This window comes from Salinarimonas sp. NSM (assembly GCF_052380005.1).
In the GTDB taxonomy this organism is placed as follows: domain Bacteria; phylum Pseudomonadota; class Alphaproteobacteria; order Rhizobiales; family Beijerinckiaceae; genus Salinarimonas.
The window spans coordinates 1-25,490 of the sequence record NZ_JBQTCJ010000025.1 but is presented as its reverse complement, the minus strand read 5'-3'; the positions used below and the strand labels follow the sequence as shown (position 1 = coordinate 25,490).

Annotated in this window: 20 protein-coding genes and 1 pseudogene; 9 read left to right on the top strand and 12 right to left on the bottom strand. The window is 72.1% G+C overall.

Features of this window, described 5'->3' with window-relative positions; genetic code table 11:
* Window positions 1-68 precede the first annotated feature (68 nt).
* Genes ACTZWW_RS10985 through ACTZWW_RS10975 form a run of 3 tightly spaced genes read left to right on the top strand, consistent with a single transcriptional unit; the run spans window position 69 to window position 3,676 of the window.
* The gene (locus ACTZWW_RS10985) at window positions 69-2,471 is read left to right on the top strand and encodes an ATP-dependent helicase (RefSeq protein ID WP_444781030.1); all 2,403 of its coding nucleotides are present in this window, start codon (window positions 69-71) and stop codon (window positions 2,469-2,471) included.
* A 15-nt stretch (window positions 2,472-2,486) separates the two neighbouring features.
* Window positions 2,487-3,041 carry a metallophosphoesterase family protein gene (locus tag ACTZWW_RS10980; protein WP_444780998.1) on the top strand — a complete coding sequence of 185 codons (555 nt, stop codon included), beginning with the start codon at window positions 2,487-2,489 and terminating at the stop codon, window positions 3,039-3,041.
* Window positions 3,038-3,676 (top strand): pyroglutamyl-peptidase I family protein, encoded by a 639-nt coding sequence (locus ACTZWW_RS10975; protein ID WP_444780997.1) that lies wholly within the window; start codon window positions 3,038-3,040, stop codon window positions 3,674-3,676. Before ACTZWW_RS10980 ends, ACTZWW_RS10975 begins: the two co-directional genes overlap by 4 nt.
* On the opposite strand, the gene ACTZWW_RS10970 is transcribed toward ACTZWW_RS10975, so the two are convergent.
* The 10 genes from ACTZWW_RS10970 to ACTZWW_RS10925 form a co-directional block, all read right to left on the bottom strand.
* Entirely contained in the window at window positions 3,662-4,255 is a 594-nt protein-coding gene (locus ACTZWW_RS10970; RefSeq protein WP_444780996.1) for a nucleotidyltransferase family protein, read from the bottom strand. The two genes, ACTZWW_RS10975 and ACTZWW_RS10970, sit on opposite strands and share 15 nt — an antisense overlap.
* A complete protein-coding gene (locus ACTZWW_RS10965; RefSeq protein ID WP_444780995.1) occupies window positions 4,252-5,304 on the bottom strand; it encodes a molybdopterin-binding protein in 1,053 nt (350 codons plus the stop codon). Before ACTZWW_RS10965 ends, ACTZWW_RS10970 begins: the two co-directional genes overlap by 4 nt.
* Window positions 5,301-5,993: an XdhC family protein gene (locus ACTZWW_RS10960; protein ID WP_444780994.1), complete on the bottom strand. Its 693-nt coding sequence runs from the start codon at window positions 5,991-5,993 to the stop codon at window positions 5,301-5,303. The genes ACTZWW_RS10965 and ACTZWW_RS10960 overlap by 4 nt, the downstream gene beginning before the upstream one ends.
* Window positions 5,994-6,003: 10 nt before the next feature.
* Window positions 6,004-6,348: an XdhC family protein gene (locus ACTZWW_RS10955; RefSeq protein WP_444780993.1), complete on the bottom strand. Its 345-nt coding sequence runs from the start codon at window positions 6,346-6,348 to the stop codon at window positions 6,004-6,006.
* 18 nt (window positions 6,349-6,366) lie between these two features.
* Entirely contained in the window at window positions 6,367-7,587 is a 1,221-nt protein-coding gene (locus ACTZWW_RS10950) for a vWA domain-containing protein (protein WP_444780992.1), read from the bottom strand.
* Window positions 7,588-7,822: 235 nt separating this feature from the next.
* A complete protein-coding gene (locus ACTZWW_RS10945; protein ID WP_444780991.1) occupies window positions 7,823-8,731 on the bottom strand; it encodes an AAA family ATPase in 909 nt (302 codons plus the stop codon).
* 82 nt (window positions 8,732-8,813) lie between these two features.
* Window positions 8,814-9,617, bottom strand: coding sequence for an FAD binding domain-containing protein (locus ACTZWW_RS10940; protein WP_444780990.1), 804 nt, complete (start codon window positions 9,615-9,617; stop codon window positions 8,814-8,816).
* A gap of 68 nt (window positions 9,618-9,685) precedes the next feature.
* Window positions 9,686-12,049 (bottom strand): xanthine dehydrogenase family protein molybdopterin-binding subunit, encoded by a 2,364-nt coding sequence (locus ACTZWW_RS10935; RefSeq protein WP_444780989.1) that lies wholly within the window; start codon window positions 12,047-12,049, stop codon window positions 9,686-9,688.
* Between the two features lie 140 nt (window positions 12,050-12,189).
* Window positions 12,190-12,684, bottom strand: a complete 495-nt coding sequence (locus tag ACTZWW_RS10930; RefSeq protein ID WP_444780988.1) for a (2Fe-2S)-binding protein — start codon at window positions 12,682-12,684, stop codon at window positions 12,190-12,192.
* Between the two features lie 230 nt (window positions 12,685-12,914).
* Complete coding sequence (locus ACTZWW_RS10925; protein WP_444780987.1) at window positions 12,915-13,457, bottom strand: GNAT family N-acetyltransferase; 543 nt, start codon at window positions 13,455-13,457, stop codon at window positions 12,915-12,917.
* A 90-nt stretch (window positions 13,458-13,547) separates the two neighbouring features.
* On the opposite strand from ACTZWW_RS10925, the gene pcaD reads away from it, so the two are divergent.
* Both pcaD and ACTZWW_RS10915 read left to right on the top strand, forming a co-directional pair.
* Entirely contained in the window at window positions 13,548-14,330 is a 783-nt protein-coding gene (gene pcaD / locus ACTZWW_RS10920; RefSeq protein WP_444780986.1) for a 3-oxoadipate enol-lactonase, read from the top strand.
* Window positions 14,331-14,360: 30 nt separating this feature from the next.
* Window positions 14,361-14,663: a pentapeptide repeat-containing protein gene (locus tag ACTZWW_RS10915; protein ID WP_444780985.1), complete on the top strand. Its 303-nt coding sequence runs from the start codon at window positions 14,361-14,363 to the stop codon at window positions 14,661-14,663.
* A 126-nt stretch (window positions 14,664-14,789) separates the two neighbouring features.
* Here the strand turns inward: ACTZWW_RS10915 and ACTZWW_RS10910 are convergent.
* Window positions 14,790-15,794 (bottom strand): annotated as a pseudogene (locus ACTZWW_RS10910) (permease); the annotation flags it as partial.
* A gap of 41 nt (window positions 15,795-15,835) precedes the next feature.
* Complete coding sequence (locus ACTZWW_RS10905; protein ID WP_444780984.1) at window positions 15,836-16,147, bottom strand: ArsR/SmtB family transcription factor; 312 nt, start codon at window positions 16,145-16,147, stop codon at window positions 15,836-15,838.
* A 157-nt stretch (window positions 16,148-16,304) separates the two neighbouring features.
* Between ACTZWW_RS10905 and ACTZWW_RS10900 the strand changes: the two genes are divergently transcribed.
* The 4 genes from ACTZWW_RS10900 (at window position 16,305) to ppdK (ending at window position 25,395) form a co-directional block, all read left to right on the top strand.
* On the top strand, window positions 16,305-18,704 hold the full coding sequence (locus ACTZWW_RS10900; protein WP_444780983.1) for a transketolase: 2,400 nt from the start codon (window positions 16,305-16,307) through the stop codon (window positions 18,702-18,704).
* Between the two features lie 128 nt (window positions 18,705-18,832).
* The gene (gene glyS / locus ACTZWW_RS10895; RefSeq protein WP_444780982.1) at window positions 18,833-21,082 is read left to right on the top strand and encodes a glycine--tRNA ligase subunit beta; all 2,250 of its coding nucleotides are present in this window, start codon (window positions 18,833-18,835) and stop codon (window positions 21,080-21,082) included.
* A 177-nt stretch (window positions 21,083-21,259) separates the two neighbouring features.
* Complete coding sequence (locus tag ACTZWW_RS10890) at window positions 21,260-22,597, top strand: hypothetical protein (protein ID WP_444780981.1); 1,338 nt, start codon at window positions 21,260-21,262, stop codon at window positions 22,595-22,597.
* 119 nt (window positions 22,598-22,716) lie between these two features.
* Window positions 22,717-25,395, top strand: coding sequence for a pyruvate, phosphate dikinase (gene ppdK / locus ACTZWW_RS10885; protein WP_444780980.1), 2,679 nt, complete (start codon window positions 22,717-22,719; stop codon window positions 25,393-25,395).
* The last annotated feature ends 95 nt before the right edge of the window (window positions 25,396-25,490 follow it).

Genomic DNA, 25,490 nt, shown 5'->3' with positions numbered 1-25,490 from the left:
CGGATCATGAGCCGGAGGGCGCCCCGCCGGACTCGACGCCGTTCCCGATTTGCTCCATGGTCCAGCGCATGACTCGCAGCGAGGAAATCCGGCCCGAGACATCCGGCGATCGTGGGCCGAGCGGGGGTTCGCTCTCCGCCCGCGCGCGTGCCGGCGCGGGGCCGCGCGCGGCCTATCTCGAGGGATTGAACCCCGAGCAGCGCCAGGCGGTGGAGACGACCGAGGGTCCCGTCCTCGTGCTCGCGGGCGCGGGCACGGGCAAGACGCGCGTGCTCACCACCCGCATCGCCCACCTGCTGGCCACCGGAAGGGCACGCCCGTCCGGCATCCTGGCCGTGACCTTCACCAACAAGGCCGCGCGGGAGATGAAGGAGCGCGTCGCCGCCCTCGTCGGCGGGGTGGCCGAGGGCATGCCCTGGCTCGGCACGTTCCACTCGATCTCGGCCAAGATCCTGCGCCGCCACGCCGAGCTCGTCGACCTCGGGAGCGACTTCACCATCCTCGGCATGGACGACCAGCTGCGCCTCATGAAGCAGCTCATCCAGGCCGACGGCGACATCGACGAGAAGCGCTGGCCCGCCCGTCAGCTCGCCGGCGTCATCGACGACTGGAAGAACCGCGGGCTCGAGCCCCATCGCGTGCCGAAGGGCGAGGCCGCCGCCTTCGCCTTCGGCAAGGGCATCGCGCTCTACGAGCAGTATCAGGAGCGGCTGAAGACGCTCAACGCCGCCGATTTCGGCGACCTGCTGCTGGAGGCGCTGCGCCTCTTCCGCGAGCATCCGGACGTGCTGGAGCAATACCAGGACCGCTTCCGCTACATGCTGGTGGACGAGTACCAGGACACCAACGTCGCGCAATATCTCTGGCTGCGGCTGCTCGCCCAGAAGCGCGCCAACCTCGCCTGCGTCGGCGACGACGACCAGTCGATCTACGGCTGGCGCGGGGCGGAGGTGGACAACATCCTGCGCTTCGAGCACGACTTCCCCGGCGCCACGGTCGTGCGGCTCGAGCGGAACTACCGCTCGACCGGGCACATCCTGAAGGCGGCCTCGCACCTCATCGCCTACAATCAGGGGCGGCTCGGCAAGACCCTGCGGACCGACGACGAGCCCGGCGAGAAGGTGATCCTCACCGGCGCCTGGGACTCCGAGGAAGAGGCGCGGCTCATCGGCGAGGAGATCGAGAGCCTGCACGGCAAGGGGCACTCCCTGTCGCAGATGGCGGTTCTCGTGCGCATCTCGGCCCAGATGCGCGAGATCGAGGACCGTTTCGTCCAGCTCGGCCTGCCCTATCGTGTCATCGGAGGCCCGCGCTTCTACGAGCGCGCGGAGATCCGCGACGCGCTCGCCTACCTTCGGCTCGTCGCCCAGCCGGCGGACGACCTCGCCTTCGAGCGGATCATCAACACGCCCAAGCGCGGGCTGGGCGACGCGACGGTCCAGCTCCTGCACAATCACGCCCGCGCCGCGCGCATGCCGCTGTTGCAGGCGGCGCGGTTTCTCGTCGAGACCGACGAGCTCAAGCCGAAGCCCCGCGCCACGATCCGCGAGTTCGTGCGCCAGATCGACGAATGGGCGCGCGCCATCGACGCGGTGCCGCACGCGGAGCTGGCCCGGCGTGTGCTCGACGAGAGCGGCTACACCGAGATGTGGCAGCGCGACAAGTCGGCGGACGCGCACGGGCGGCTCGAGAACCTCAAGGAGCTCGTGCGCTCCATGGAGGACTTCCCCGACCTCGCCGCCTTCCTGGAGCACGTCTCGCTGGTCATGGACGTCAACGACGGCGACACCCAGGACAAGGTGTCGCTGATGACGCTGCACGCGGCCAAGGGGCTCGAGTTCGACACGGTGTTCCTGCCCGGCTGGGAGGAGGGCCTCTTCCCCTCGCAGCGCGCGCTCGACGAGAGCGGCCAGGCCGGGCTCGAGGAGGAGCGGCGCCTCGCGCACGTGGGCCTCACCCGCGCCCGGCGGCGGCTGATGATCTGGTTCGCCGCCAACCGACGCATCCACGGGATGTGGAACGCGACCGCACCCTCGCGCTTCATCGACGAGCTGCCCGAGGGCTCGGTGGACGTGCGCGAGGCGCCCGCGCAATTCTCCGGCGGCGGCTACGGCGGCGGCTCGCGCTTCGACCAGATCGCGCCCTTCGGCTCGACCTATTCCACGCCGGGCTGGCAGCGGGCGCAGGCGAACACGCGGGCGCAGGCGGAATTCGGCGGCTCCGGCTACGGGCAGGCCCCCGGGCGCGGCCGCGGCGGATTCTCGGAAGCGCGCCGGGGGCCGCTCGTGATCGAGGGCGAGCTCGTGGCGAAGTCGACGGGCGCGGCCTCCGCCTACGGCGTCGGCACCCGCGTCTTCCACGTCAAGTTCGGCCCGGGCTCGGTGTCGGCGGTGGACGGCAACAAGCTCACGGTCGACTTCGACAAGGCCGGGCGCAAGATGGTGCTGGACTCCTTCGTCGAGCCGACGTGAGGCGCGAGCCACTCGATGGCGATCTACTTCACCGCCGACACCCACTTCTCCGATCCGCGCGTGCTCGCGATCGACCGCCGTCCGTTCCCTTCGCTCGATGCGCACGACGCGGCGCTGATCGCGCTCTGGCGCGAGATCGTGGGCGCGGACGACGTCGTCTGGCACCTGGGCGATTTCGCCCGCGACAAGCCGGAGGGCCGCGCGGCGGCGATCCTGGCGCAACTACCGGGCGAGAAGCACCTGATACTCGGCAACAACGACCCCGAGAGCGTCGCGCGCGACCCCGCCTGGGCGAGCGTGCGGCACTATGCCGAGATAGCGGTGGACGGGCAGCGGCTCGTGCTGTGCCACTACCCGTTCCGGACCTGGCGCGACAGCGGCAAGGGCGTGATCGACCTGCACGGCCACAGCCACGGGCGGCTGACGCCGATCCCGCGGCAGTACGACGTCGGCGTCGACGTCTGGGACCATCGCCCGGTGACGCTCGCCACGATCCGCGCGCGCCGCCGGCGCGGCCCGCCGCGTCCTCCGCCGGCGTCGAAGAGCACTGCGAAGAGCGCCTCGTCATGAGCCGCCTGCTGATCACCGGCTTCGGCCCCTTCCCCGGCGTGCCGCGCAACCCGACCGAGATCCTGGCGCGCCGGCTCGCGGCCGATCCACGCTGGCGCAGGCGCGGCATCGCCGCCGAGGCGCTCGTCCTGCCGACGACCTGGCGGGCGGTGGACGAGATCCTGCTGCCGCGTATCCGCCAGATCCGGCCGGACGCCGTGCTGATGCTCGGCGTCGCCGCCCGGCGCCGGCGGGTGACGATCGAGGTCCGTGCGCTCAACCGCGTCGGGCGGCTCCTGCCGGACGCCGCCGGCGGCCTGCCGATGCGCCTCGCCTACCGCCCGGGCGAGCCCTTCGTGCGCCGCGCGCGCATCGCCGTCGCCCCTCTGCTCGCGGCGATGAACGCGGCCGCGCCGGGCACGACGCGCCTGTCGCGCAACGCCGGGCGCTACCTATGCAACGGCGCCTCCTACGCCGCCCTCGGCGAGCCTGGCCCCGCGGCGCTGATCTTCGTTCACGTCCCGATGCCGCGCGAGACCGGCCGGCCCCTCGGCACGGCGGGGGATCGCCCGGACGCGGCGCGCATGCTGCGCGCGCTGACGGCCGCCGCCGGCCGGGTCGCGCAGGCGGGACGGCGACGGTCAGCGCCCGCCTGACGCCAGCGCCGCGAGGGCGGCGGGCGTATCGACGTCGCGCAGGATGCTCTCGTCACCCCAGTCGATCTCCCGCACGTCGGCGCGGCCCTTCAGCAGCGGCCCCGCGCCGCGATCGCCCGTGAGCCCCACGATGTCCGGCGCCAGCCGTCGGGCGAGCAGCACGGGATTGCCCCGCTCGCCGGCGTGGACCGGCACGATCGCGGCGACGTCGGGCGCATCCTCGTGGGCGGCGACGAGCGCGTCGAGGAGCGCGGGCGCGAGGAGCGGCATGTCGCCCAGGCACACGATCGCCGCGCGGGCGTTCGCCGGCAATGCGGCGAAGCCCGCCTGCAAGGACGTCGAGAGCCCGTCCTCCCAGCGGGGATTGTCGACGACCCGCACCGGGAGCCCGGCGAGCGCGGCCGCCACCTCGCCGCCGCGCCGGCCTACGACGACGATCACCGGATCGGCGCGCGATGCCACCGCCGCCTGCGCCACGCGCCGCACGAGCGGCACGCCGTCGAGGGTCGCGAGCACCTTCGGCGCCTCGCCGAAGCGCGCGCCGCGGCCGGCGGCCAGCACGATCGCGGCGACGGTCAATCCTCGCCCTCCTCCGCGTGGGGTCCGGCGCTCGGCTCGCCGCCGCGGGGCTGGGGCCGGGAGACGATCTCCATCAGGAGCCCGCCGACGCCCATGCCCGTCAGGTCGGCGCGCGTCACCGCCAGGCCCGCGAGGAGCCGGTGGAGCACCCAGTCGAAGCCGTTCTCCCTGGGCGAGCGCGCGCAGCCCGGCGCGCCGATGACGGGCCGCCCGGCGATCTCGCCCACGAGGAGCAGGTTGCCGGGGTCGACCGGCATGCCGAAATGCTCGACCCGCCCGCCCGCGGCCTCGATCGCGGCGGGGATGACGTCGCGCCGATCGGCGATGGCGGAAGCGCCGAAGACGACGATCAGCTCCACCTCCTGCGCATTCATGGCGGCGAGCGCCCCGGCGAGATCCGGCACCGCGTGGGGTGTGCGGGTCTCGGCCACGATTCGCGCCCCCGTGGGCGCGAGGCGCCTCTCCAGCACGCGCAGGGTCTTGTCGACGACAGTGGGCTTGAGCGCCGGCAGCAGCGTCGACACGACCCCGATGCGTCGGCGGATATAGGGTGCGACCGACAGCGGCCCGCTTCCCGCCCCCTGCGCTCCCGCGGCCGCGAGGGCGCGCGCCAGCGCCTCCTGCGGCACGGCGTAGGGAATGATCTTGACGGTCGCGACCATCTCGCCCTCGACGACGGGCGCATGGGCGGGAAGCGTCGCGATCGTGATCGCCTCGTCGACGGCGTTGATGCGCCCGACCGCGGCGGCGTCGGCGACGAAAACGCCCGGCGTCGTCGCGAAGAGGTTGACGCGCCCCGTGAAGGGCGCCTCGCAGCGCACCCCCTCCCCCGCCGCAGCGCGCGCCAGCCGGGCCGCGGCGGCGTCCTCGCCGACGTCGCCGGGCTCGAGCCGCACGGCCACGATCTCGCGTATGCCCGCCGCCCCGAGCGCCGCCGCCTCGGCCTCCCCGATCGCGGCGCCCTTCTTCAGCACGACGCCCGGCGCCTTGACGGCGTGGACCGAGAGCGCGCCGATCGCGTCGCGGACCGGGAGCGTGGCGAAGATCATCGCACGCGCCTGCGGTCGCGGCGCAGCTCGCCCACGATCTCGCCGAGCACGGAGACCGCGATCTCCGCGGGCGAGACGGCGCCGATGTCGAGCCCGATCGGTGCGTGGATGCGCGCAATCGCCTCCTCGCCGAAGCCGGCTCCTCGCAACCGCTCGACGCGCCTGGCGTGCGTCTTCTTCGAGCCGAGCGCGCCGATGTAGAAGCACTGAGCCCGAAGCCCGGCATCGAGCGCCGGATCGTCGATCTTCGGGTCGTGGGTGAGCGCGACGAGCGCCGTGTAGCGGTCGAGCGGGCGGGCGGCGAGCGCCTCGTCGGGCCAGACGTCGAGGAGCTCGACGTCCGGGAAGCGCTCGGGCGTGGCGAAGGCGCCGCGCGGATCGACGATGGTGACGTCGAAGCCGGCGATCCGCGCCATCGGCGCCAGCGCCTGCGAGATGTGCACGGCGCCGATCACCACGATCCGCGTCGGCGGCACCTGCACGTTGAGGAACATCTCCGCACCGTCGACCTCGACGATGCCGGACTTGCCCTTGCGCAGGGCGTCGTGCAGCGCGTCCGCGAGCGGATCGGCATCGATCTCGGCCTCCGGCACGAGCCGCTGCTCGCCCGAGGCGAGATCGGTCACGAGCACCGCGGCACGGCGTGCCGTACGCTCGGCGTTGAGGGCGGCGAGGAGGGGCAGCTTCATGGCGCCTTCCTCATTCCACCCGCTCCACGTAGACCCGGATGCGCCCGCCGCAGGACAGCCCCACCCGCCAGGCGGTCTCGTCGGCGACGCCGAATTCCAGCATCTTCGGCGCGCCGATCTCGATCACCTCGAGCGCGTCCGCGATCACCGCGCCCTCGACGCAACCGCCGGAGACCGAGCCGAGGAAATCGCCCTCCTCGTCGATGACGAGGTGCGAGCCCACGGGGCGCGGGGCCGAGCCCCAGGTCTCGACCACCGTGGCGATGGCGACGCCGCGGCCGGCCTCGCGCCAGCCCTGCGCCGCCTTCAGGATGTCCTCGTCGGTGGCGACGGGGATGGCCGTGTCGGTCGTCATGCGAGCCTCCTCCTCGGGTCAGGCGACGGCGCGCAGCCAGGCGCGCGGGTCGGCGTCGCGCGAGCGCCGTGCGGAGAGCGCCTCGCAGAGCGTCTCCATCGAGCCGATGGTGTGGATCGGCCGGAACTCGTGCACATGCGGCAGCATCGCACGAATTCCCGACGCCCGCGCCTCGAAACGATCGTATCTCAGAAGCGGATTGAGCCAGATCAGGCGCCGGCAGGAGCGCTTGAGCCGGTCCATCTCGAACGCGAGCGTCGCGTCCGGGTCGCGCTCGAGCCCGTCGGTGAAGAGCAGGACGGTCGCCCCCTGCCCCAGCACGCGGCGCGACCAGTCCTTGTTGAAGGCGTGCAGGCAGGTGGCGATGCGCGTGCCGCCCTCCCAGTCCTGCACACGGCCCGCCGCGCGGGCGAGGGCCTCGTCTGGATCGCGGTTCGTCATCTCGCGGGTGACGTTGGTGAGCCGCGTGGCGAAGACGAAGGCGTGCACGCGCCGGCGCTTCTCCGCCATGGCGTGGAGGAAGTGCAGGAACAGCCGCGAGTAGTCCGCCATCGACCCCGAGATGTCGAGGAGCGCGACGAGCGGCGGTGCCACGATCACCGGTGCGCGCCAGGCGATGTCGATCGAGGCGCCGCCGGCGCGCATCGAGCGGCGCAGGGTGCGGCGCATGTCGACGACGGCGCCCTTCGGGTCCGCCGCGAAGCGCCGGGTCGGGCGGGCGTCGTCGGGCAGCCGCAGAGCGGCTATGAGGCGCTTCGCCCGGGCGATCTCGGCGGCGGACATCTGCGAGAAGTCCTTCTCGCGCAGCACCTCGCGATCGGACACCGTGAGCCGGGCGGAGAAGCGCTCCTCCTCCTGCAGCGGCGGCCGCTCGCGCTTGGGCGGGTTCATCCCCGCCTCGACCCGCGCCGCGCCGGCCTTCGGCTTGTCCTCCGGCTTCTTCGCGCCCGGCGCGATCGGCGACATCTGCTGGATCAGCTTCTCGATCAGCGCCCGGCGCCGCCAGAACAGCCGGAAGGCCTGGTCGAACAGGATCGTGTGCTCCCGACGCTTCACGAAGACCGCATGCAGCGTCCAGTAGAAATCCTCCCGCTCGCCGATCCGCGCCGCCTCCACCGCCGCGATGGCGTCGACGACCGCGCCGGGGCCGACGGGGAGCCCCGCGGCCCGCAGCGCGCGGGCGAAATAGGCGATGTTGTCGGCGAGCTTGCCGGGGGTGGGGTCGGCGGACCCCGTCATGGCGGCCATCCCTCTATCACCTCGGGGCGCGAAGCGGGCCCGTGGCCTAGAACCACAGGGGTATGTTCAGCGTGCGCGACAGCGCGCGCGTCCACGAACGCCGATGGAGGCGGCTCGCGCCGCGGCGTTGGCACGCCGCTCGGCGACGCTCCGGAGCTTCCGGGTTCCGGACTTGCTTCGCAATCCGGGATGACAGCCGTTCGGGAAGCTCTCACCGACGATATGACGTCCTCCATCACTCGCGCGCCTCCGCGCGCACCCGATCCAGCACCTCCTTCGCCTTGGACCCCTGCATCTTCTGTATGTCGTCCTGGTACTTCAGCAGCACCCCGAGCGTGTCCGACACGAGATGCGGGTCGAGCGCGACCGCATCGAGCTCGACCAGCGCCGACGCCCAGTCCAGCGTCTCCGCGACGCCGGGGACCTTGAACAGCTCCTCCTTGCGGATCGCCTGGACGAAGGCGACGATCTCGGCGGACAGCCGGGCGGGCGCGCGCGGCGCCTTGGCGCGCAGGATGGCGAGCTCGCGCTCGGCGTTCGGATAGTCCACCCAGTGGTAGAGGCAGCGACGCTTGAGCGCGTCGTGGATCTCGCGGGTGCGGTTGGAGGTGAGGATCACGATCGGCGGGCGCTCGGCCTTGATCGTGCCGAACTCGGGGATCGTCACCTGGTAGTCGGAGAGGATCTCGAGCAGGAAGGCCTCGAAGGCCTCGTCGGTCCGGTCGAGCTCGTCGATCAGCAGGACCGGCGGCCCGGCCGGATCGGGCTCGAGCGCCTGCACCAGCGGGCGCTTGACCAGATGTCGCTCGGAGAACACGTCCGCCGCGAGCCGCCCCTTGTCGGTCTCGCCGGCGGCCTCGGAGAGGCGGATCTCCATCATCTGGCCGGCGTAGTTCCACTCGTACACCGCGGCCGCGACGTCGAGCCCCTCGTAGCATTGCAGGCGGATGAGCTTGCGGCCGAGCGCGGCGGCGAGCACCTTGGCGATCTCGGTCTTGCCGACGCCGGCCTCGCCCTCGAGGAAGAGCGGGCGCCCGAGCTTGAGCGCGAGGAACAGCACGGTGGCGAGCGGGCGGTCGGAGACGTAGCCCGCCCCCTTCAGGAGCGCCTGCGTGGCGTCGATGCTGGCGGGGATGTCGGTCACGTCACTATCGACCTCGCTGACCTCTACGACGTGCGGGCGGGGCGGCGTCGGCCGCACCCGCCCGCTCGATCCTGGCGCGCGTTCACCGCGCCGTCGCTGCCTCGACCGCGCGGCGCGCCATGACGCCCACGAGATGCGCGCGGTATTCCGCGTCCGCGTGAATGTCCGCGTTCATCATCGAGACGTCGGCGGACATGCCGGCGAGCGACTTTGCGGAGAAGCGCGCCTTCAGCGCCTCCTCGGCGGCCGTCCAGCGGAACACGCCGTTCGCGCCCGCCCCCGTCACCGCGACGCGGATCTCCGAGCCGCGCTTGGCCACGAACACGCCGGCGAGCGCGTAGCGGGAGGCGGGATTGCGGAACTTGGCGTAGGCCGCCTTGCCCGGCACCGGGAACGAGACCTTGGTGATGATCTCGCCCTCCTCCAGCGCCGTGTCGAACATGCCCTGGAAGAAGTCGTCGGCCTCGATCTTGCGCTTGTTGGTGGTGATCGTCGCGGCGAGCGCGAGGCAGGCGGCGGGGTAGTCCGCGGCGGGGTCGTTGTTGGCGACCGAGCCGCCGATCGTGCCGCGCGCGCGCACCGCCGGATCGCCGATCATCTCGGCCATCTCGGCGAGGCCGGGAATCGCTTCGCGCACGACGTCGGACGACGCCACCGCACCGTGGGTCGTCATCGCGCCGATGACGACGGAGCGGCCCTTGCGCTCGATCCCCCTGAGCTCGTCGAGGGCGCCGAGGTCGACGAGGCTCGCGGGCGCAGCCAGGCGCTGCTTCATGGTGGGCAGGAGCGTGTGGCCACCGGCCAGGATCTTCGGGTCCTCGGCCTTGGCGAGCATGGAGGCCGCCTGCCGCAGGCTGGTCGGCTTGTTGTATTGGAAGGCGTACATGGGTCGGGTCCTCGCGAAATCGGGCGAGCGGCGCGCCGGGCCGGCGCGCCGCTACAGGGACGGTCCGATCACTCGGCGGCCATGGCGGGACGCGCGCGCTGAACGGCGCGCCAGACGGCCTGGGGCGTCGCCGGCATGGCGATCTCCTCGTGGCCGATGGCGTCCGTGATCGCGTTGATCACCGCGGGCGGCGCGGCGATGGCGCCGGCCTCGCCGCAGCCCTTGATCCCGAGCGGGTTCGAGGGGCAGGGCGTCGAGGTCATGCCGACCTGGAAGGACGGCAGGTCGCCCGCGCGCGGCATCTGGTAGTCCTGGTAGCTCGCGGTGACGAGCTGGCCGTTCTCGTCGTAGATCGCCCCCTCCATCAGCGCCTGGCCGACGCCCTGGGCGATGCCGCCGTGGACCTGGCCCTCGACGATCATCGGGTTGATGACGACGCCGAAATCGTCCACCGCCGTGAACCGCTCGATCTTCGTCACGCCGGTGTCCGGGTCGATCTCGACCTCGCAGATGTGCACGCCCGCCGGGAAGGTGAAGTTGGTGGGATCGTAGAACGCCCCCTCCTTCAGCCCCGGCTCGAGGTCCTGACCGGAGAACTTGTGGGCGACGTAGGCCTGCAACGCCACCTCGCCGAAGGCGAGCGAGCGGTCGGTGCCGGCCACCTTGAAGCGCCCGTCCTCGAACTCGATGTCGCCTTCCGACGCCTCGAGCGCGTAGGCGGCGACCTTCTTGCCCTTGGCGATCACCTTGTCGATCGCCTTGGTGATCGCCGACATGCCGACCGCGCCGGAGCGCGAGCCGTAGGTGCCCATGCCGAACTGCACCTTGTCGGTGTCGCCGTGGACGATGTTCACCGTGTCGATCGACACGCCGAGCCGGTCGGAGACGAGCTGGGCGAAGGTGGTCTCGTGGCCCTGGCCGTGGGAGTGCGAGCCGGTCAGCACCTCGATCGAGCCCGTCGGATTGACCCGCACCTCGGCCGACTCCCAAAGCCCGACGCCGGCGCCGAGCGAGCCCACCGCCTGGGAGGGGGCGATGCCGCAGGCCTCGATGTAGGACGAGTAGCCGATGCCACGCAGCTTGCCGCGCCTGGCGCTCTCGCGCTTGCGCTTGCCGAAGCCCTTCACGTCGGCGATCTCCATCGCCTTCTCGAGCGAGGCCGTGTAGTCGCCGACGTCGTAGTTCATGATGACCGGCGTCTGGTGCGGGAAGCGCTTGATGTAGTTCTTCTTGCGGAACTTGGCCGGGTCCATGCCGAGCTGGCGGGCCGTCACCTCGACGAGCCGCTCGACGACGTAGGTCGCCTCCGGGCGGCCGGCGCCGCGATAGGCATCCACCGGCGCGGTGTTGGTGTAGACGCCGTCGACCTCGGCGTAGATCGCCGGGATGTCGTACTGGCCCGAGAGCAGCGGCGCGTAGAGGTAGGTCGGCACCGAGGACGAGAAGGTCGAGAGATAGGCGCCGAGATTGGCCGTCGTGTGCACGCGCAGCCCGATGATCTTGGCGTTCTCGTCGACCGCGAGCTCGGCGTGGGTGACGTGGTCGCGCCCGTGGGCATCCGCCAGGAAGGCCTCGGTGCGGTCCGAGGTCCACTTCACCGGGCGCCCGACCTTCTTCGCGGCCCAGACGCAGACCGTCTCCTCGGCGTAGATGAAGATCTTCGAGCCGAAGCCGCCGCCGACGTCCGGCGCGATCACGCGCAGCTGATGCTCGGGCGCGATGCCGATGAAGGCCGAGAGCACGAGGCGGGCCACGTGCGGGTTCTGGCTCGTGGTGTAGAGCGTGTAGCCGCCCGTCCCGGCATCGTACTCGCCGATGGCGGCGCGGGTCTCGATCGGGTTGGGGATCAGGCGGTTGTTGGTGATGTCGAGCCGGGTGACGTGCGTCGCCCGGGCGAAGGCGGCCTCCGTCGCGTCCTTGTCGCCGAGGTGCCACTCGTAGACGAGGTTGTCTGGAGCCTCGTCGTGGACGACGGCGCCGGCGCCCTTGGCCTTGGCGGTGTCGACCACCGCGGCGAGCGGCTCGTAGTCGACCTCGACCTTCTCGGCCGCGTCTCGTGCCTGGGCCAGCGTCTCGGCGATGACGACGGCGACGTGGTCACCGACGTAGCGCACCTTGCCCTGGGCGAGCGCGGGATGCGGCCCGGCCTTCATCGGCGTGCCGTCCTTGGAATGGATCATCCAGCCGCAGATCAGCCCCCCGATCTTGTCGGCGGCGAGGTCGTCGCCCGTCAGGATCGCGACGACGCCCGGCATCGCCGCGGCGGCGGCCGTGTCGATCGAGCGGATGCGGGCGTGCGCGTGCGGAGAGCGCACGAAGGCGGCATGCGCCTGCCCGGGCCGGGCGAGATCGTCCGTGTAGCGGCCCTGGCCGGTGATGAAGCGCTGGTCTTCCTTGCGGCGCACGGGTGCGCCGATACCGGTACCCGTCATGGCGGTTGTCCTCCGAGAACGCCTCTTTGCGGGCGCTGCTTCAAGTCATGCATGAAAAGGATGGCGGAGCCGCGCAGTATCGGCGCGATCGAGATGAGCTCCGGAAGGCGTCGGCGCGCGTGCGGTGCCGGCGCGCGGCGTCACTCCGCCGCTTCGCGCATCGGCTGGCCCGCCATCGCACGGGCGCCGGCTTCCACCGCGCGCACGATGTTGTGGTAGCCGGTGCAGCGGCAGATGTTGCCCTCGAGCTCGGAGCGGATCGTCTCCTCGGAGAGATCCGGGCCCAGCCGGTTCGCCATGTCGACGGCGGTCATGATCATGCCCGGCGTGCAGTAGCCGCACTGGAGGCCGTGATGCTCGCGGAAGGCCGCCTGCATCGGGTGGAGCTCCGCGCCGCTGGCGAGGCCCTCGATCGTCACGACCTCGGCGCCGTCGGCCTGTATCGCGAGCACGGTGCAGGCCTTCACGGCCGCGCCGTTCATGTGCACGACGCACGCGCCGCACTGGCTGGTGTCGCAGCCGACATGCGTGCCGGTCAGGCGCAGGTGCTCGCGCAGGAACTGCACGAGCAGCGTACGAGGGTCGATGTCGGCGGTCACGGGCTTGCCGTTCACCGTCATGGAGACGATGGCCATGGGTCTTGTTCCTCCTCTTGTCCGGCGGGTGGGCCGGCTCGGCCGAGCGGCGGGCGCCGTCGGCTCTCGTTGGACGACGAGCGCGGCCGGCTCCGCCCGAGCGAAGCGCCACCTTCGAATGCGTCGAATTCGAGTGTGAACCGCCCGAAATCGCCGGTCAAGCGCCGTTCCGCTCGACGAAAGGACGATTTTCGCGGCTCATCCGGAGCGTTTCGGAACGACCCGAACGCCTAGCCGACCAACGGCTTGGCCATTGCGACGGCGCCCGGCCCGTAGCCCGCGAGCGCGCCCGCGTCGCCCGGCACGAGCTGCGGCCGGAAGCCGCGACGCGCCCAGAACCGGTCCTTGCCGGAGACGGCGACGAGGCACAGGCGCGGGACGCGTCCGCGCGCGACGTGCTCCACATGCGCGATCGCGAGGTCCGCCAGGCCGCGGCCGCGCAGCTCCGGGGCGATCACGAGATCGTGAATCTGGACGGCGTCCGGCGCCTCGAGGAGACGGCCGATCAGCGTGTCGAGGGGCGGCGGCCCCGCGGCGGTCCAGGGATGCGCGATCAGGTAGCCGGCCACACGCCCCGCATCGTCGAGGACACGGCACAGGTCGGGCGCGAGCGAGCGGCGCTCGGCGAACACCTCCGGACGCTCCGGAAAGGTGGGATGCGCCCGCCCGGCCAGCGCCATCACGGCCGGCAGGTCCGCCTCGCGCATGCCGCGCCAGGATGCGCCGCCCTCCCTGGTTCCCCGCTCCGTCATCGTGCCGATCCCGTCTCGCATCCCCGCGCCTTCGCCTCGCGGGCGCCCTGCCCTATGGTGCGTCGGCGCGCCGCGCAAGCCGCGTTGCGCGAGCCGAAGGAGAGCCGCCCCATGCCCATCGTCGTCGACGGGATCCGCTTCAACGTGCGCCTCGACGGTCCCGAGACCGCGCCGGTCCTGATGCTGTCGAACTCCCTGTCGTCGAACCTGACGATGTGGGAGCCGCAGATGGAGGCGCTCACGCGCCGCTGGCGGGTCCTGCGCTACGACCAGCGCGGCCACGGCGCGACGCAGGTCTCGCCGCGTCCCTTCACCATCGACCATCTGGCGGACGACGTGGTCGGCATCCTCGACGCGCTGGGGATCGCCAAGGTGCATTTCTGCGGCGTGTCGATGGGCGGCATGACCGGCATGAGCCTTCTGCGCCGGCACAGCGCGCGCGTGGAGCGCGCCGTCCTCGCCAACACCGCCGCCCACATGGGTCCGCCCGACCTTTGGAACCAGCGCATCCGCACGGTGCGCGCCGGCGGCATGGAGGCGGTCGTCGACGCCACCGTCGAGCGCTGGCTCACCGCCGGCTTCCGCGCTTCGGCCCCCGAGGCGGTGGCCGCGATCCGCGCCATGATCCTCTCGACGCCGCCCGAGGGCTACGCGGCCTGCTGCGCCGCGATCCGCGACATGGACCAGCGCGAGTTGATCCGGACGATCGCGAGGCCCGTCCTCGTGATCATCGGCGCCCACGACCCGGCGACCACGCCGCAGGCCGGCGCCATCGTCCAGGCGGCCATCCCCGGCGCCCGCGCCGTGACGCTGGAGGGTGCGCACCTGACCAATATCGAACAGCCGGACGCCTTCTCGCGTGCGACGATGGATTTCCTCGACGCAATGCCGTGAGGGCGGGCCGCCACGAGGAGGGAATTCGGGATGAAGCTCCACCGCGTCACCGAGCGGCTCGACGTGAACGACGCCGATCTCTCGTCGTCCGTCTTCAACAACGCCAACATGGCGTCGTCATCGTTCAACCAGATCGAGCTCTCCGGAGCCCGGTTCGACGACAGCAACATGTCCGGCCTCCACGTGAACGACGTGAACCTCTCCGGCTCGACGATCCGGGACGCCAACCTGTCGCGCGTGCGGATCGAGGGCTGCCGGCTTTCGGGCATGACGATCGACGGGATCGCCGTGGAGGAGCTGCTCGCCGCCCATCGCGCGGCGGGCGGGGCGTGACTCGGGGGCCGCGATGGGCTCTCGACGAGAGACGTCCCCGCGGGCCGCAGCCCGCCCGGGCGGGTCGGGAGCGGCCGGGGGGGGCGCGCGCCGCCGGCAGGCCCCCCCCGGGGACAACAGCCCCGCCGCGCTCGCTACCGTGAACGCGAAGGCGAGGTAGAGCGCGAAGACCGGCTTCTTCACGAGGGCGAAGACCGCGATCGCCGCGGGGATCGAGGAGACGCCGCCGGCGACGAGGAAGGCGAGGCCGGCTCCCGGCGCCATGCCCTGCTCGACGAGGCCCGATACGAGGGGGAGCGCCGCATAGCCGTTGAGGTAGGCCGGCACGCCGACGAGGGTGGCGATCACGATCGGCACGATCCCCTCGCCGCCCACGAGCGACGCGACGGCATCCGCGGGGACCCAGGCGATCATCAGGCTCTCCAGCACGAAGGCGAGGGTGAGCCACTTGCCGAGGAACAGCGAGGTCTTGAGGGCCTCGCGACCGAGCTTCTCGCGCCGGGCCTCCTCCCGCCAGACGGCCCAGACCGGCGGCTTGGGATTGCGCACCCGCGCACCGCCGCAGCCGCCGTTGCCGACGCCCTCGCGCAGCGCCCCGTCGAGGACGCCGCTGCGCGCCAGCGCCGCCGTGACGAAGCCGCCGAAGAGGCCGATCCCGATCGCGGCGAGCGTCTTGGCGATCGCGAACTCGAGCCCCAGCGCGCCCGTGGTGAGGGCGAACATCGCAGGGTCCATCAGCGGCGAGGCGAGCCAGAAGGCCATCACCGGCGCGAGCGGCACGCCCATCGCGAGGAGCGCCGCGATGAGCGGGATCACGCCGCACGAGCAGAACGGCGACAGCGCCCCGAGCAGCGCAGCGAGCACGATCATCACCGCGACGCGACCCTGGAACGCCTTGGCGATCAGGTGGTCCGCCCCGCTGGCGGCGGCGTAGGCCGCGATGCCCACGGAGAGGGCGAGCCACGGCGCGACGCCGATCAGCGCCTGCGCCGCGAAACGCAGGCTCTCGGCGGCCTGGGCCGGATCGAGGAGCGCGAGGGCCGCGAGTATCGCGACGATGGCGAGGAGGACCCGGTCCACGGAGGCCGCCACGCCTCCGACCCGGCGCAGTCCGACTGCGATCTGAGACATGGCTAAACTCCTAGCATTCTAGTTGTTTCGGGGCGAAAAAATCAGGCCGCATCGCCGCGGGCGGAGGACACCCCGCGGCAGCATTCCTCTTCCACGAAGGCGAAGACCCGGCGCATCGCCTCGGTCCCCGCGTGGTTGATCACCTCGCGCCCCACCTTCTCCTGGGACACGAGCCCGGCGCGCACGAGCGCGCCGAGATGGTGGGCGAGCGTCGAGGGCGGCGCGCCGATGAGGCGGCCGATCTCGCCGATGTTGAGCCCTTCCGGCTCCGCACGGACGAGGAGCCGGAAGATCTCGAGACGCGCCTCGTGCCCGAGGGCCGAGAGCGCGAGGGCTGCGTGTGCACTGTCCATGAGACGCATCATGCCTACTTTTCTAGGTATGTCGAGTCTTTTCTCGCGGCCCGTCGCGACACCGGACCCGCCGCGGCGCTTGGCGCGGCGGGCCCGCGGCCCTAGTCTCGGCCACTCGTCGTGTCGCCCCGCCTCCCCCGAACGGATCCCTCCCGCGATGCCCGCCACCACCGACCCGCGCCTGCCCTACCTCGCCGCGCTCGAGAAGAAGCTCCTGTGGCTGTCCACCTGGACCATCCACAACGCCAACCACCTGCGTGAGAGCGCCGACGGGCTGAAGGTCGGCGGGCACCAGGCGTCGTCGGCCTCGCTCGCCACGATCATGACGGCGCTCTACTTCGCGACGCTGCGCCCGCAGGACAGGGTCGCGGTGAAGCCGCACGCGAGCCCGGTCTTCCACGCGATCCAGTATCTCCTCGGCAACCAGACCCGCGAGAAGCTCGAACGCTTCCGCGGCTACAAGGGCGCGCAGTCCTACCCGTCCCGCACCAAGGACGGGGACGACGTCGACTTCTCCACGGGGTCGGTCGGGCTCGGCGTCGCCCAGACGCTGTTCGCCTCGCTGGCGCAGGACTACGTGCGCGCCCACGGCTGGGGCGCGGAGCGGCCGGAGGGCCGCATGATCGCGCTCGTCGGCGACGCCGAGATGGACGAGGGCAACATCTTCGAGGCGCTGCTCGAGGGCTGGAAGCAGGGCGTTCGCAACACCTGGTGGATCGTCGACTACAACCGCCAGAGCCTCGACGCCGTGATCCGCGAAGGGCTCTACGCCCGCTTCGAGGCGCTCTTCCGCGCTTTCGGCTGGGAGGTCGTGACGCTCAAGTACGGCTCGCTGCTGGAGGAGGCCTTCCGCGAGCCCGGCGGCGACCGCCTGCGCACCTGGATCGACACCTGCCCGAACCAGCTCTATTCCGCGCTGACGTTCCAGGGCGGCGCGGCCTGGCGCAAGCGCCTCCTGGACGATCTCGGCGACCAGGGCGACGTCACCGCGCTGATCGAGCGGCGCGACGACGCCGCGCTCGGCCGGCTGATGACGAACCTCGCCGGCCACGACCTCCCCACCCTGCTCGAGGCCTTCGAGGGCATCGACCACGACCGCCCGGTCGTCTTCATCGCCTACACGATCAAGGGCTTCGGCCTGCCCCTCGCCGGCCACAAGGACAACCACGCCGGCCTGCTCACGCCCAAGCAGATGGAGGGCTTCCAGGCGCAGATGAACGTGCGGCCGGGGCGCGAGTGGGAGCCCTTCGAGGGGCTCGATCTCCCCGAGGCGGCACTGCGCGACTTCCTCGCGCGCGTGCCCTTCGCGGCGCAAGGCCGTCGCCGGCTCTCCGCGCCCGCGATCCCGGTGCCGGAGACCCTCGCCGCCCCGCGCCAGGAGACGCTCTCGACGCAGGCCGGCTTCGGGCTCGTCCTCAACGAGCTCGCCCGCTCGGACGGTCCGCTCGCCCGGCGCATCGTCACGACCTCGCCGGACGTGACCGTCTCGACCAACCTCGGTCCCTGGGTGAACCGCCGCGGGCTCTTCGCCCGCGAGGCGCTCGCCGACACGTTCAAGGCCGAGCGCATCCCCTCGACCTTCACCTGGGACTACGGCCCGAGCGGGCAGCACATCGAGCTCGGCATCGCCGAGATGAACCTGTTCATCCTGCTCTCGGCGCTGGGGCTTTCGCATTCGCTCTTCGGCGAGCGGCTGATCCCCGTCGGCACGCTCTACGACCCGTTCATCGCGCGGGGCCTCGATGCGCTCAACTACGCCTGCTACCAGGACGCCCGCTTCATCCTGGCCGCGACGCCGTCGGGCGTGACGCTCGCGCCGGAGGGTGGGGCGCACCAGTCGATCTCCTCGCCGCTGATCGGGCTCGCCCAGGACGGGCTCGCCTCCTTCGAGCCGGCCTTCGTCGACGAGCTCGCCGAGATCCTGCGCTTCGCCTTCGCCTACGTGCAGCGCGACGGCGACGCGGAGCCGGACGAGCGGACCTGGCTGCGCGACGCGACCGGCGGCTCGGTCTACCTGCGGCTGACCACCCGTGCCATCGAGCAGCCGCGGCGAACGATGACGCCGGCGCTGGCGCAGGGCATCGTCGACGGGGCCTATTGGCTGCGCGAGCCCGGCCCGAACGCGCAGATCGTCGTCGCCTACGCGGGCGCGGTGGCGCCGGAGGCGATCGAGGCGGTGGGGCTGATGGCGGAGGACCGCCGCGACGTCGGCCTCCTCGCCGTGACGTCGGCGGACCGGCTGAACGCCGGCTGGACGGCGGCACAGCGCGCCCGCGAGGCGGGGCAGGTCCATGCCCGCGCACACATCGAGCGCCTGATGGAGGCGGTGCCGGCGCAGTGCGGGCTCGTCACCGTGCTCGACGGGCACCCGGCGACGCTCGCCTGGCTCGGCGCGGTGGCCGGCCACCGCACGCGCTCGCTCGGCGTCGAGCATTTCGGCCAGACGGGGACCCTCGCCGACCTCTACCGGCACTACGGCATCGACGCCCAGGGCATCGTCCAGGCCGCCCAGGCGATCGCCCCGGGCCGCCCGATCCGGCATCTCAAGGCGATCTGACCCGCGGGCGCCCCGCGGGGCGGGAGACCGTCCTCCCCCACCTCGGGGGCTTGCGTCTCGCCCCGCGCCCCTCTATCCGCGACGGGTCCCGCGCACGCCCCCGAGGCTCCGCTTCCAAGGCCCCGTCCATGCCCGATCTCCTGCTCGAGCTCTTTTCCGAGGAAATCCCCGCGCGCATGCAGCGCAAGGCGGCGGACGACCTGCGCCGGCTCGTCACCGACGCGCTCGTCGAGCGCGGCTTCCTCTACGAGGGCGCGAAGGCCTTCCACGGCCCGCGGCGGATCGCGCTGCACGTAGCGGGCCTGCCGGCCAAGGGGCAGGACGTGCGCGAGGAGCGCAAGGGGCCGCGTGTCGGCGCGCCGGAGAAGGCGCTCGAGGGCTTCCTCAAGGCCGCCGGCCTCGCCTCGATCGACGAGGCCAAGGTCGAGAGCGACCCCAAGAAGGGTAATTTCTACGTCGCCGTGATCGAGCGCCCCGGGCGCCCGACGCCGGACGTGCTGGCCGAGATCCTGCCCGACATCGTCCGCAAGTTCCCCTGGCCGAAGGCCATGCGCTGGGGCGCGGCCTCCGCCGAGCCGGGCGCGCTCACCTGGATCCGCCCCCTGCGCGCCATCGTGTGCACCTTCGGGCCGGAGACCGAGGAGCCCGAGGTGGTGCGCTTCCGCGTCGGCGACATCGAAAGCGGCGACACCACCTTCGGTCACCGCTTCCACGCGCCGGAGCCGATCCGCGTGCGCCGTCTCGACGACTGGGCGTCGAAGCTCGCCAAGGCGAAGGTGCGCGTCGACGCCGACGAGCGCAAGGACGTCATCCTCCACGACGCCCGCGACCTCGCCTTCGCGCAGGGCCTCGCGCTCGTCGAGGACGAGGCGCTGCTCGAGGAGGTGGCGGGGCTCGTGGAGTGGCCCGTGGTAATGCTCGGGTCCTTCGACGCGAGCTTCCTCGACATCCCGGCGGAGGCCATCCGCGCGACGATCCGCGCCAACCAGAAGTGCTTCGTGCTGCGCGACCGGGAGACCGGCGCGCTCGCCCCCGCCTTCGTGCTCGTCGCCAACATCGAGGCGACAGACGGCGGCGCGGCGATCGTCGCGGGCAACGAGCGCGTGGTGCGCGCGCGGCTGTCGGACGCGAAGTTCTTCTTCGAGACGGACAAGGCGACGCCGCTCGAGGCGCGACTGCCGAAGCTCGAGACGATCGTCTTCCACGAGAAGCTCGGCACCGTGGCCGAGCGGGTGGCGCGGGTGACGGCGCTCGCCGAGGCGCTGGCGCCGGTCGTCGGGGCCGATCCCGCGCTGGCGAAGCGGGCGGCGCAGCTCTCCAAGGCCGATCTCGTCACCGAGATGGTGGGCGAGTTCCCCGAGCTGCAGGGCCTGATGGGCCGCACCTACGCCGCCCTCCAGGGCGAGGACCCGGCCGTCGCCGCCGCGATCGAGGAGCACTACAAGCCGCTCGGCCCCTCCGACCGCGTGCCGACCAGGCCGGTCTCGGTGGCGGTGGCGCTCGCCGACAAGCTCGACCTGCTCGCGGGGTTCTGGGCGATCGACGAGAAGCCGACGGGCTCGCGCGATCCATTCGGGCTGCGGCGGGCGGCGCTGGGGGTGGTGCGGATCGTGCTGGAGAACGGGCTACGCATCTCGTTGCGGTGGCAGCTAGAGGACGCATTGGCGCGCATCGAGAGCCAGCTCGCCATCAAGACTGCGGCCGGTGAGCTTTCTCGCGCCGAGGAGGCCATCGACGAAGGCCTCTTCACGCGTGACACGGCAATGGACGACTTCATTGGTCGTATGCGGATCCGCATGCCGGACATCGCACTCGCAAGCGCTTCTCGTCTGGCAACCAGCATTGCGGACCTCCTCGCCTTCTTCGCAGACCGCCTCAAGGTCCACCTGCGCGAGGAAGGCCTGCGCCACGATCTCATCGACGCCGTCTTCGCCCTCCCGGGCCAGGACGATCTCCTGATGATCGTCGAGCGGGTCAAGGCGCTCGACGCATTCCTGAAGACCGACGACGGCGCGAACCTGCTCGCGGGTCATCGCCGCGCGGCGAACATCCTGCGCATCGAGGAGAAGAAGGACGGCGTCTCCTGGGACGCGGCGCCGGACGCGGCCCTCGTCGCCGCCCGCGGCGAGCCCGCCGAGCAGGCGCTCCTCGCCGCGCTCGGGAGCGCCGAGGCGGACGCGTCGGCGGCGATCGCAGGGGAAGACTTCGCCGGCGCCATGCGCGCGCTCTCGCGCCTGCGCGCGCCGGTCGACGCGTTCTTCGAGCACGTGACGGTCAACGCGGACGATCCCGAGCTGCGTGCCAACCGCCTGCGCCTGCTGGCCGGCCTGCGTCGGGCGACGCTGGCGGTGGCGGACTTTTCGCAGATCCAGGGGTGATGTTCATAATACGAGCGCATTCATCATGCGTCCGTGCGCATTGTACACCAGGAAACCGAATCGCAGAGGTTAACTAAATTCCTGTCGGGCATGAGGAATCCCGCCTTCCCCTTGATGAAACGACTAGGGATTGGCGGTATATTCCAGCTGTCGTAGTACGCCCACGGGAATGCGCACGTGTCGAGCTCGGGTATCCAGCACCCGCCCTACATCCCGCCTGTGGATCCGAAGGACCCGCAGTCGCTCGACAACGCCTCCCGCGACTTCCTCGACGTGCTGAACGCCGACCGGCGGCTCGCCGTGGCGCGCGACCGGGAGCGCGACCAGGGGCGCAACCGCCGCGGCCCGCAGACACCCGGCGACGACCGCAAGCCCGGCCCCGCCCTCGCCCTGCCCGGCCCCGCCTCCGCCGCACCCGAGGGCGAGCCGCAGCGCACGCCGGCGGGCCCCCTCGTCGCCCAGCCCCGTCAGCAGGGCGCGCCGCCACAGGATCCCCTCCCGCAGCAGGGCGCGGCCCAGGGCGATCCCGTCCTGGTGCGCAACCAGGGCCAGTCCCGCGGCGGCATCGTCGGCGAGACGCCCGGGCGCCTTCCAACCGGCGCGCCGCAGCAGCCTCCCGGCACCGGCATGGCCCGCGGGCCGCAGGCCGCCCCGCAGATCGGCCAGCCTCCCCTCGCTCAATCGCCCCCGGGCTTCGGCGACGGCGCCCCCTTCGCCGTGGTCGACGCGCGCACCCTCGCGCTCCTCGCCAACGGCGGCGCGGGCGCCACGCAGACGACGGGCCGCCTCGTCGGCCCGATCAACGGCGCCGCCGGCGCGACCCGAGGCACCGGCGAGACCTTCGGCACATCCCTGGTCGGGCCGGCCCAGCGCGCCGGGCTCGGCCTCACCCGCGCCGCCGCCGCGACGCTGTCGGCGGTGACGCCGACCGAGGTGCGCGAGCGCATCCAGCTGTGGATGGCGACCGGCGTCCTCGACACCTCGCCCTTCCGCTTCCCGCCCTTCGAGCCGCTGGCGCAGCACGAGCCGGGCGCGGCGCGCGGCGGCACGACCCGCGGCGCGCCGGTCTCCCCGCTCGCCCGGACGGTCGGCGGGAAGCCCGCGGCGCCGACGGACCTCACGCCGGCCAACGACGGGCCCGGCCCGTGGAATCCGCTCGCGGCGAACGACGGCGTCGTCGGCTTCGGCCAGGCGATGATGCACGACATGGCCCGCCGCGGCTCGGGCGCCCCGGCCCAGCCGCACGCGCCGGCGCAGGGCCAGCCTCAGATCCAGCCCCAGCCGCAGACGACGCCCCAAGGCCACGCCCCCGTGGGGACGCCGGCCGCGCAGCAGGCCTCGCTCCTCGGGAGCCGCGGCGGCGGCGAGCCCGCGCGTCCCGGCGCGCCCGCGCGGGGCGTCCCGACCCGGCCCTTCGACTTCGCCGCGGCCGAGGCCGAGGAGCGCGCCCTGCGCGAGGAGAACGGCGTGCCCACACGCCTCGATGTGCCGGGCCTCGGCATCCCCCGCGTGTAGCGCCGCGCGCGCCCTTCCCGCCGCGCGCAACCCGGCTGCGCATCCCGCCCGTTTGGCAAATCCCGTCCGGGGGTCTATGGCTGGGGCGCGTTTTCCCAATCACGCGATCGAGGTGGACGATGACGAAATGGGTCTACACCTTCGGCGACGGCAAGGCCGAGGGCGAGGCGGCGATGCGCGACCTGCTCGGCGGCAAGGGCGCCAACCTCGCCGAGATGTCGAACCTGGGGCTCCCGGTTCCGCCCGGCTTCACCATCACCACCGGCGTGTGCACCTATTTCTACGACCACGACCGCACCTACCCGCCGGAGCTCGAGGACGCCGTGAACGCGGCGCTCGCGGAGGTGGGCCGCATCGCCGGGCGCGGCTTCGGTGACGCGAAGACCCCGCTGCTCGTCTCCGTCCGCTCCGGCGCCCGCGCCTCGATGCCCGGCATGATGGACACGGTCCTCAACCTGGGGCTCAACGACGCGACCGTGGATGCGCTGGCCGAGGACGCGGGCGACGCGCGCTTCGCCTACGACAGCTACCGCCGCTTCATCACGATGTATTCCAACGTGGTGCTGGGACTGGAGCATCACGACTTCGAGGACGCGCTCGAGAGCTACAAGGAGCGCAAGGGCTACGAGCTCGACACCGACCTCTCGGCGGACGACTGGAAGAGCCTGATCGAGCGCTTCAAGGCGATCGTCCAGGAGAAGCTGGGCCAGCCCTTCCCGCAGGACCCGCGCGACCAGCTCTGGGGCGCGGTGGGCGCCGTCTTCGGCTCCTGGATGAACCCGCGGGCGAGGAAGTACCGCGAGCTGCACGCCATCCCCGCCTCCTGGGGCACGGCGGTGAACATCCAGGCCATGGTGTTCGGCAACATGGGCGACACCTCGGCCACCGGCGTCGCCTTCACCCGCAATCCCTCGACGGGCGAGAAGCGCCTCTACGGCGAGTTCCTGGTCAACGCCCAGGGCGAGGACGTGGTCGCCGGCATCCGCACGCCGCAGGACATCACCGAGGCGGCGCGCCGCGAGTCCGGCGCCGACAAGCCGTCGATGGAGACGGTGATGCCGCAGGCCTACGCCGAGCTCGTCGCGATCTGCGATCGGCTCGAGGCGCACTACCGAGACATGCAGGACCTCGAGTTCACGATCGAGAAGGGCAAGCTCTGGATGCTCCAGACGCGCAACGGCAAGCGCACCGCGCGCGCCGCCCTGAAGATCGCCTGCGACCTCGTCGAGGAGCGCGTGATCTCGCAGCAGGAAGCGATCGGCCGGGTCGAGCCGCAGGCGCTCGACCAGCTGCTCCACCCGACGATCGACCCGAAGGCCGCGCGCGACCTGCTCGCGTCGGGCCTCCCCGCCTCCCCGGGCGCGGCGTCCGGCGAGATCGTGTTCACGTCGGAAGCCGCCGAGGCCGCGAAGAAGGCCGGGCGCAAGTGCATCCTCGTGCGCGTCGAAACCTCGCCGGAGGACATCCACGGCATGCACGCGGCGGAGGCGATCCTCACCACCCGCGGCGGCATGACCTCGCACGCGGCGGTCGTCGCCCGCGGCATGGGCAAACCCTGCGTCTCCGGCGCGGGCTCGATCCGCGTCGACGCCAAGGCGAAGACGCTCACCGTCGCGGGCCGCACGCTGACCGAGGGCGACGTCGTCACGGTGGACGGCGGCGCGGGCCAGGTGCTCGTCGGCGAGGTGGCGATGCTCCAGCCCGAGCTCTCGGGGGACTTCGCCAAGCTGATGGAGTGGGCCGACGGCGTGCGCCGCCTCAGGGTGCGCGCCAACGCCGAGACGCCGCTCGACGCGCGCACCGCGCGCAACTTCGGCGCGGAGGGCATCGGCCTGTGCCGCACCGAGCACATGTTCTTCGAGGGCGACCGCATCGTCGCGGTGCGCGAGATGATCCTCGCCGACGACGCGGAGGGGCGGCGCGCCGCCCTCGCCAAGCTCCTGCCGATGCAGCGGGCCGACTTCGTCGAGCTCTTCACCATCATGAAGGGCCTGCCCGTCACGATCCGCCTTCTCGACCCGCCTCTGCACGAGTTCCTGCCGCACACCGACGAGGAGCTCGCCGAGGTGGCGAAGGCGATCGGCGCCTCGCCGGACAAGCTCAAGCGGCGCGCCGCCGAGCTCTCCGAGGCGAACCCGATGCTCGGCTTCCGAGGCGTGCGCCTCGCGGTCGCCTATCCCGAGATCGCCGAGATGCAGGCGCGTGCCATCTTCGAGGCGGCGGTCAAGGCGGCGAAGGACACCGGGGCGCCGGTCACCCCGGAGGTGATGGTGCCACTCGTGATGACGAAGCCCGAGCTCGACCTCGTCAAGGCCCGCATCGACGCCATGGCGACCGCCGTCATGGAGGAGACCGGCGCGACGTTCGAATACCAGGTCGGCACCATGATCGAGCTGCCGCGGGCCGCGCTGCGCGCCGCCGAGATCGCCGAGGCGGCGGAGTTCTTCTCCTTCGGGACGAACGACCTCACGCAGACCACGCTCGGCATCTCCCGCGACGACGCCGCCTCGTTCCTCGGGCCCTACGTGCAGAAGGGGCTCATCGAGTTCGACCCCTTCGTCACGCTCGACCAGGAGGGGGTGGGCGAGCTCGTCGCGATGGCGGCGGAGCGCGGGCGCGCGACGCGGCCGGACATCAAGCTCGGCATCTGCGGCGAGCACGGCGGCGACCCGGCCTCGATCCGCTTCTGCGAGGGGATCGGGCTCGACTACGTCTCATGCTCCCCCTACCGCGTCCCCATCGCCCGCCTCGCGGCGGCGCAGGCGGCGCTCGCGGGGGAGGCGCGCTCGCTGGCGTGAGGCGGATCGTGCGGTTGGAACGGCCCCACCGCCCGTGCTGCGTGTCCAGCGGATAAAAGGTTGACAGATCTGACCGGATGAATGGTTGACAGATC

What these genes read in the sequence shown, in the direction of transcription:
- glyS (WP_444780982.1), top strand. Translation starts at nt 18,833, where the DNA reads ATGCCCGATCTCCTGCTCGAGCTCTTTTCCGAGGAAATCCCCGCGCGC.
- ACTZWW_RS10960 (WP_444780994.1), bottom strand. Translation starts at nt 5,993, where the DNA reads ATGAAGCTGCCCCTCCTCGCCGCCCTCAACGCCGAGCGTACGGCACGC.
- ACTZWW_RS10905 (WP_444780984.1), bottom strand. Translation starts at nt 16,147, where the DNA reads ATGGACAGTGCACACGCAGCCCTCGCGCTCTCGGCCCTCGGGCACGAG.
- ACTZWW_RS10915 (WP_444780985.1), top strand. Translation starts at nt 14,361, where the DNA reads ATGAAGCTCCACCGCGTCACCGAGCGGCTCGACGTGAACGACGCCGAT.
- ACTZWW_RS10930 (WP_444780988.1), bottom strand. Translation starts at nt 12,684, where the DNA reads ATGGCCATCGTCTCCATGACGGTGAACGGCAAGCCCGTGACCGCCGAC.
- ACTZWW_RS10985 (WP_444781030.1), top strand. Translation starts at nt 69, where the DNA reads ATGACTCGCAGCGAGGAAATCCGGCCCGAGACATCCGGCGATCGTGGG.
- ACTZWW_RS10950 (WP_444780992.1), bottom strand. Translation starts at nt 7,587, where the DNA reads ATGACGGGGTCCGCCGACCCCACCCCCGGCAAGCTCGCCGACAACATC.
- pcaD (WP_444780986.1), top strand. Translation starts at nt 13,548, where the DNA reads ATGCCCATCGTCGTCGACGGGATCCGCTTCAACGTGCGCCTCGACGGT.
- ACTZWW_RS10965 (WP_444780995.1), bottom strand. Translation starts at nt 5,304, where the DNA reads ATGATCTTCGCCACGCTCCCGGTCCGCGACGCGATCGGCGCGCTCTCG.
- ACTZWW_RS10980 (WP_444780998.1), top strand. Translation starts at nt 2,487, where the DNA reads ATGGCGATCTACTTCACCGCCGACACCCACTTCTCCGATCCGCGCGTG.
- ppdK (WP_444780980.1), top strand. Translation starts at nt 22,717, where the DNA reads ATGACGAAATGGGTCTACACCTTCGGCGACGGCAAGGCCGAGGGCGAG.
- ACTZWW_RS10975 (WP_444780997.1), top strand. Translation starts at nt 3,038, where the DNA reads ATGAGCCGCCTGCTGATCACCGGCTTCGGCCCCTTCCCCGGCGTGCCG.
- ACTZWW_RS10955 (WP_444780993.1), bottom strand. Translation starts at nt 6,348, where the DNA reads ATGACGACCGACACGGCCATCCCCGTCGCCACCGACGAGGACATCCTG.
- ACTZWW_RS10935 (WP_444780989.1), bottom strand. Translation starts at nt 12,049, where the DNA reads ATGACGGGTACCGGTATCGGCGCACCCGTGCGCCGCAAGGAAGACCAG.
- ACTZWW_RS10925 (WP_444780987.1), bottom strand. Translation starts at nt 13,457, where the DNA reads ATGCGAGACGGGATCGGCACGATGACGGAGCGGGGAACCAGGGAGGGC.
- ACTZWW_RS10900 (WP_444780983.1), top strand. Translation starts at nt 16,305, where the DNA reads ATGCCCGCCACCACCGACCCGCGCCTGCCCTACCTCGCCGCGCTCGAG.
- ACTZWW_RS10940 (WP_444780990.1), bottom strand. Translation starts at nt 9,617, where the DNA reads ATGTACGCCTTCCAATACAACAAGCCGACCAGCCTGCGGCAGGCGGCC.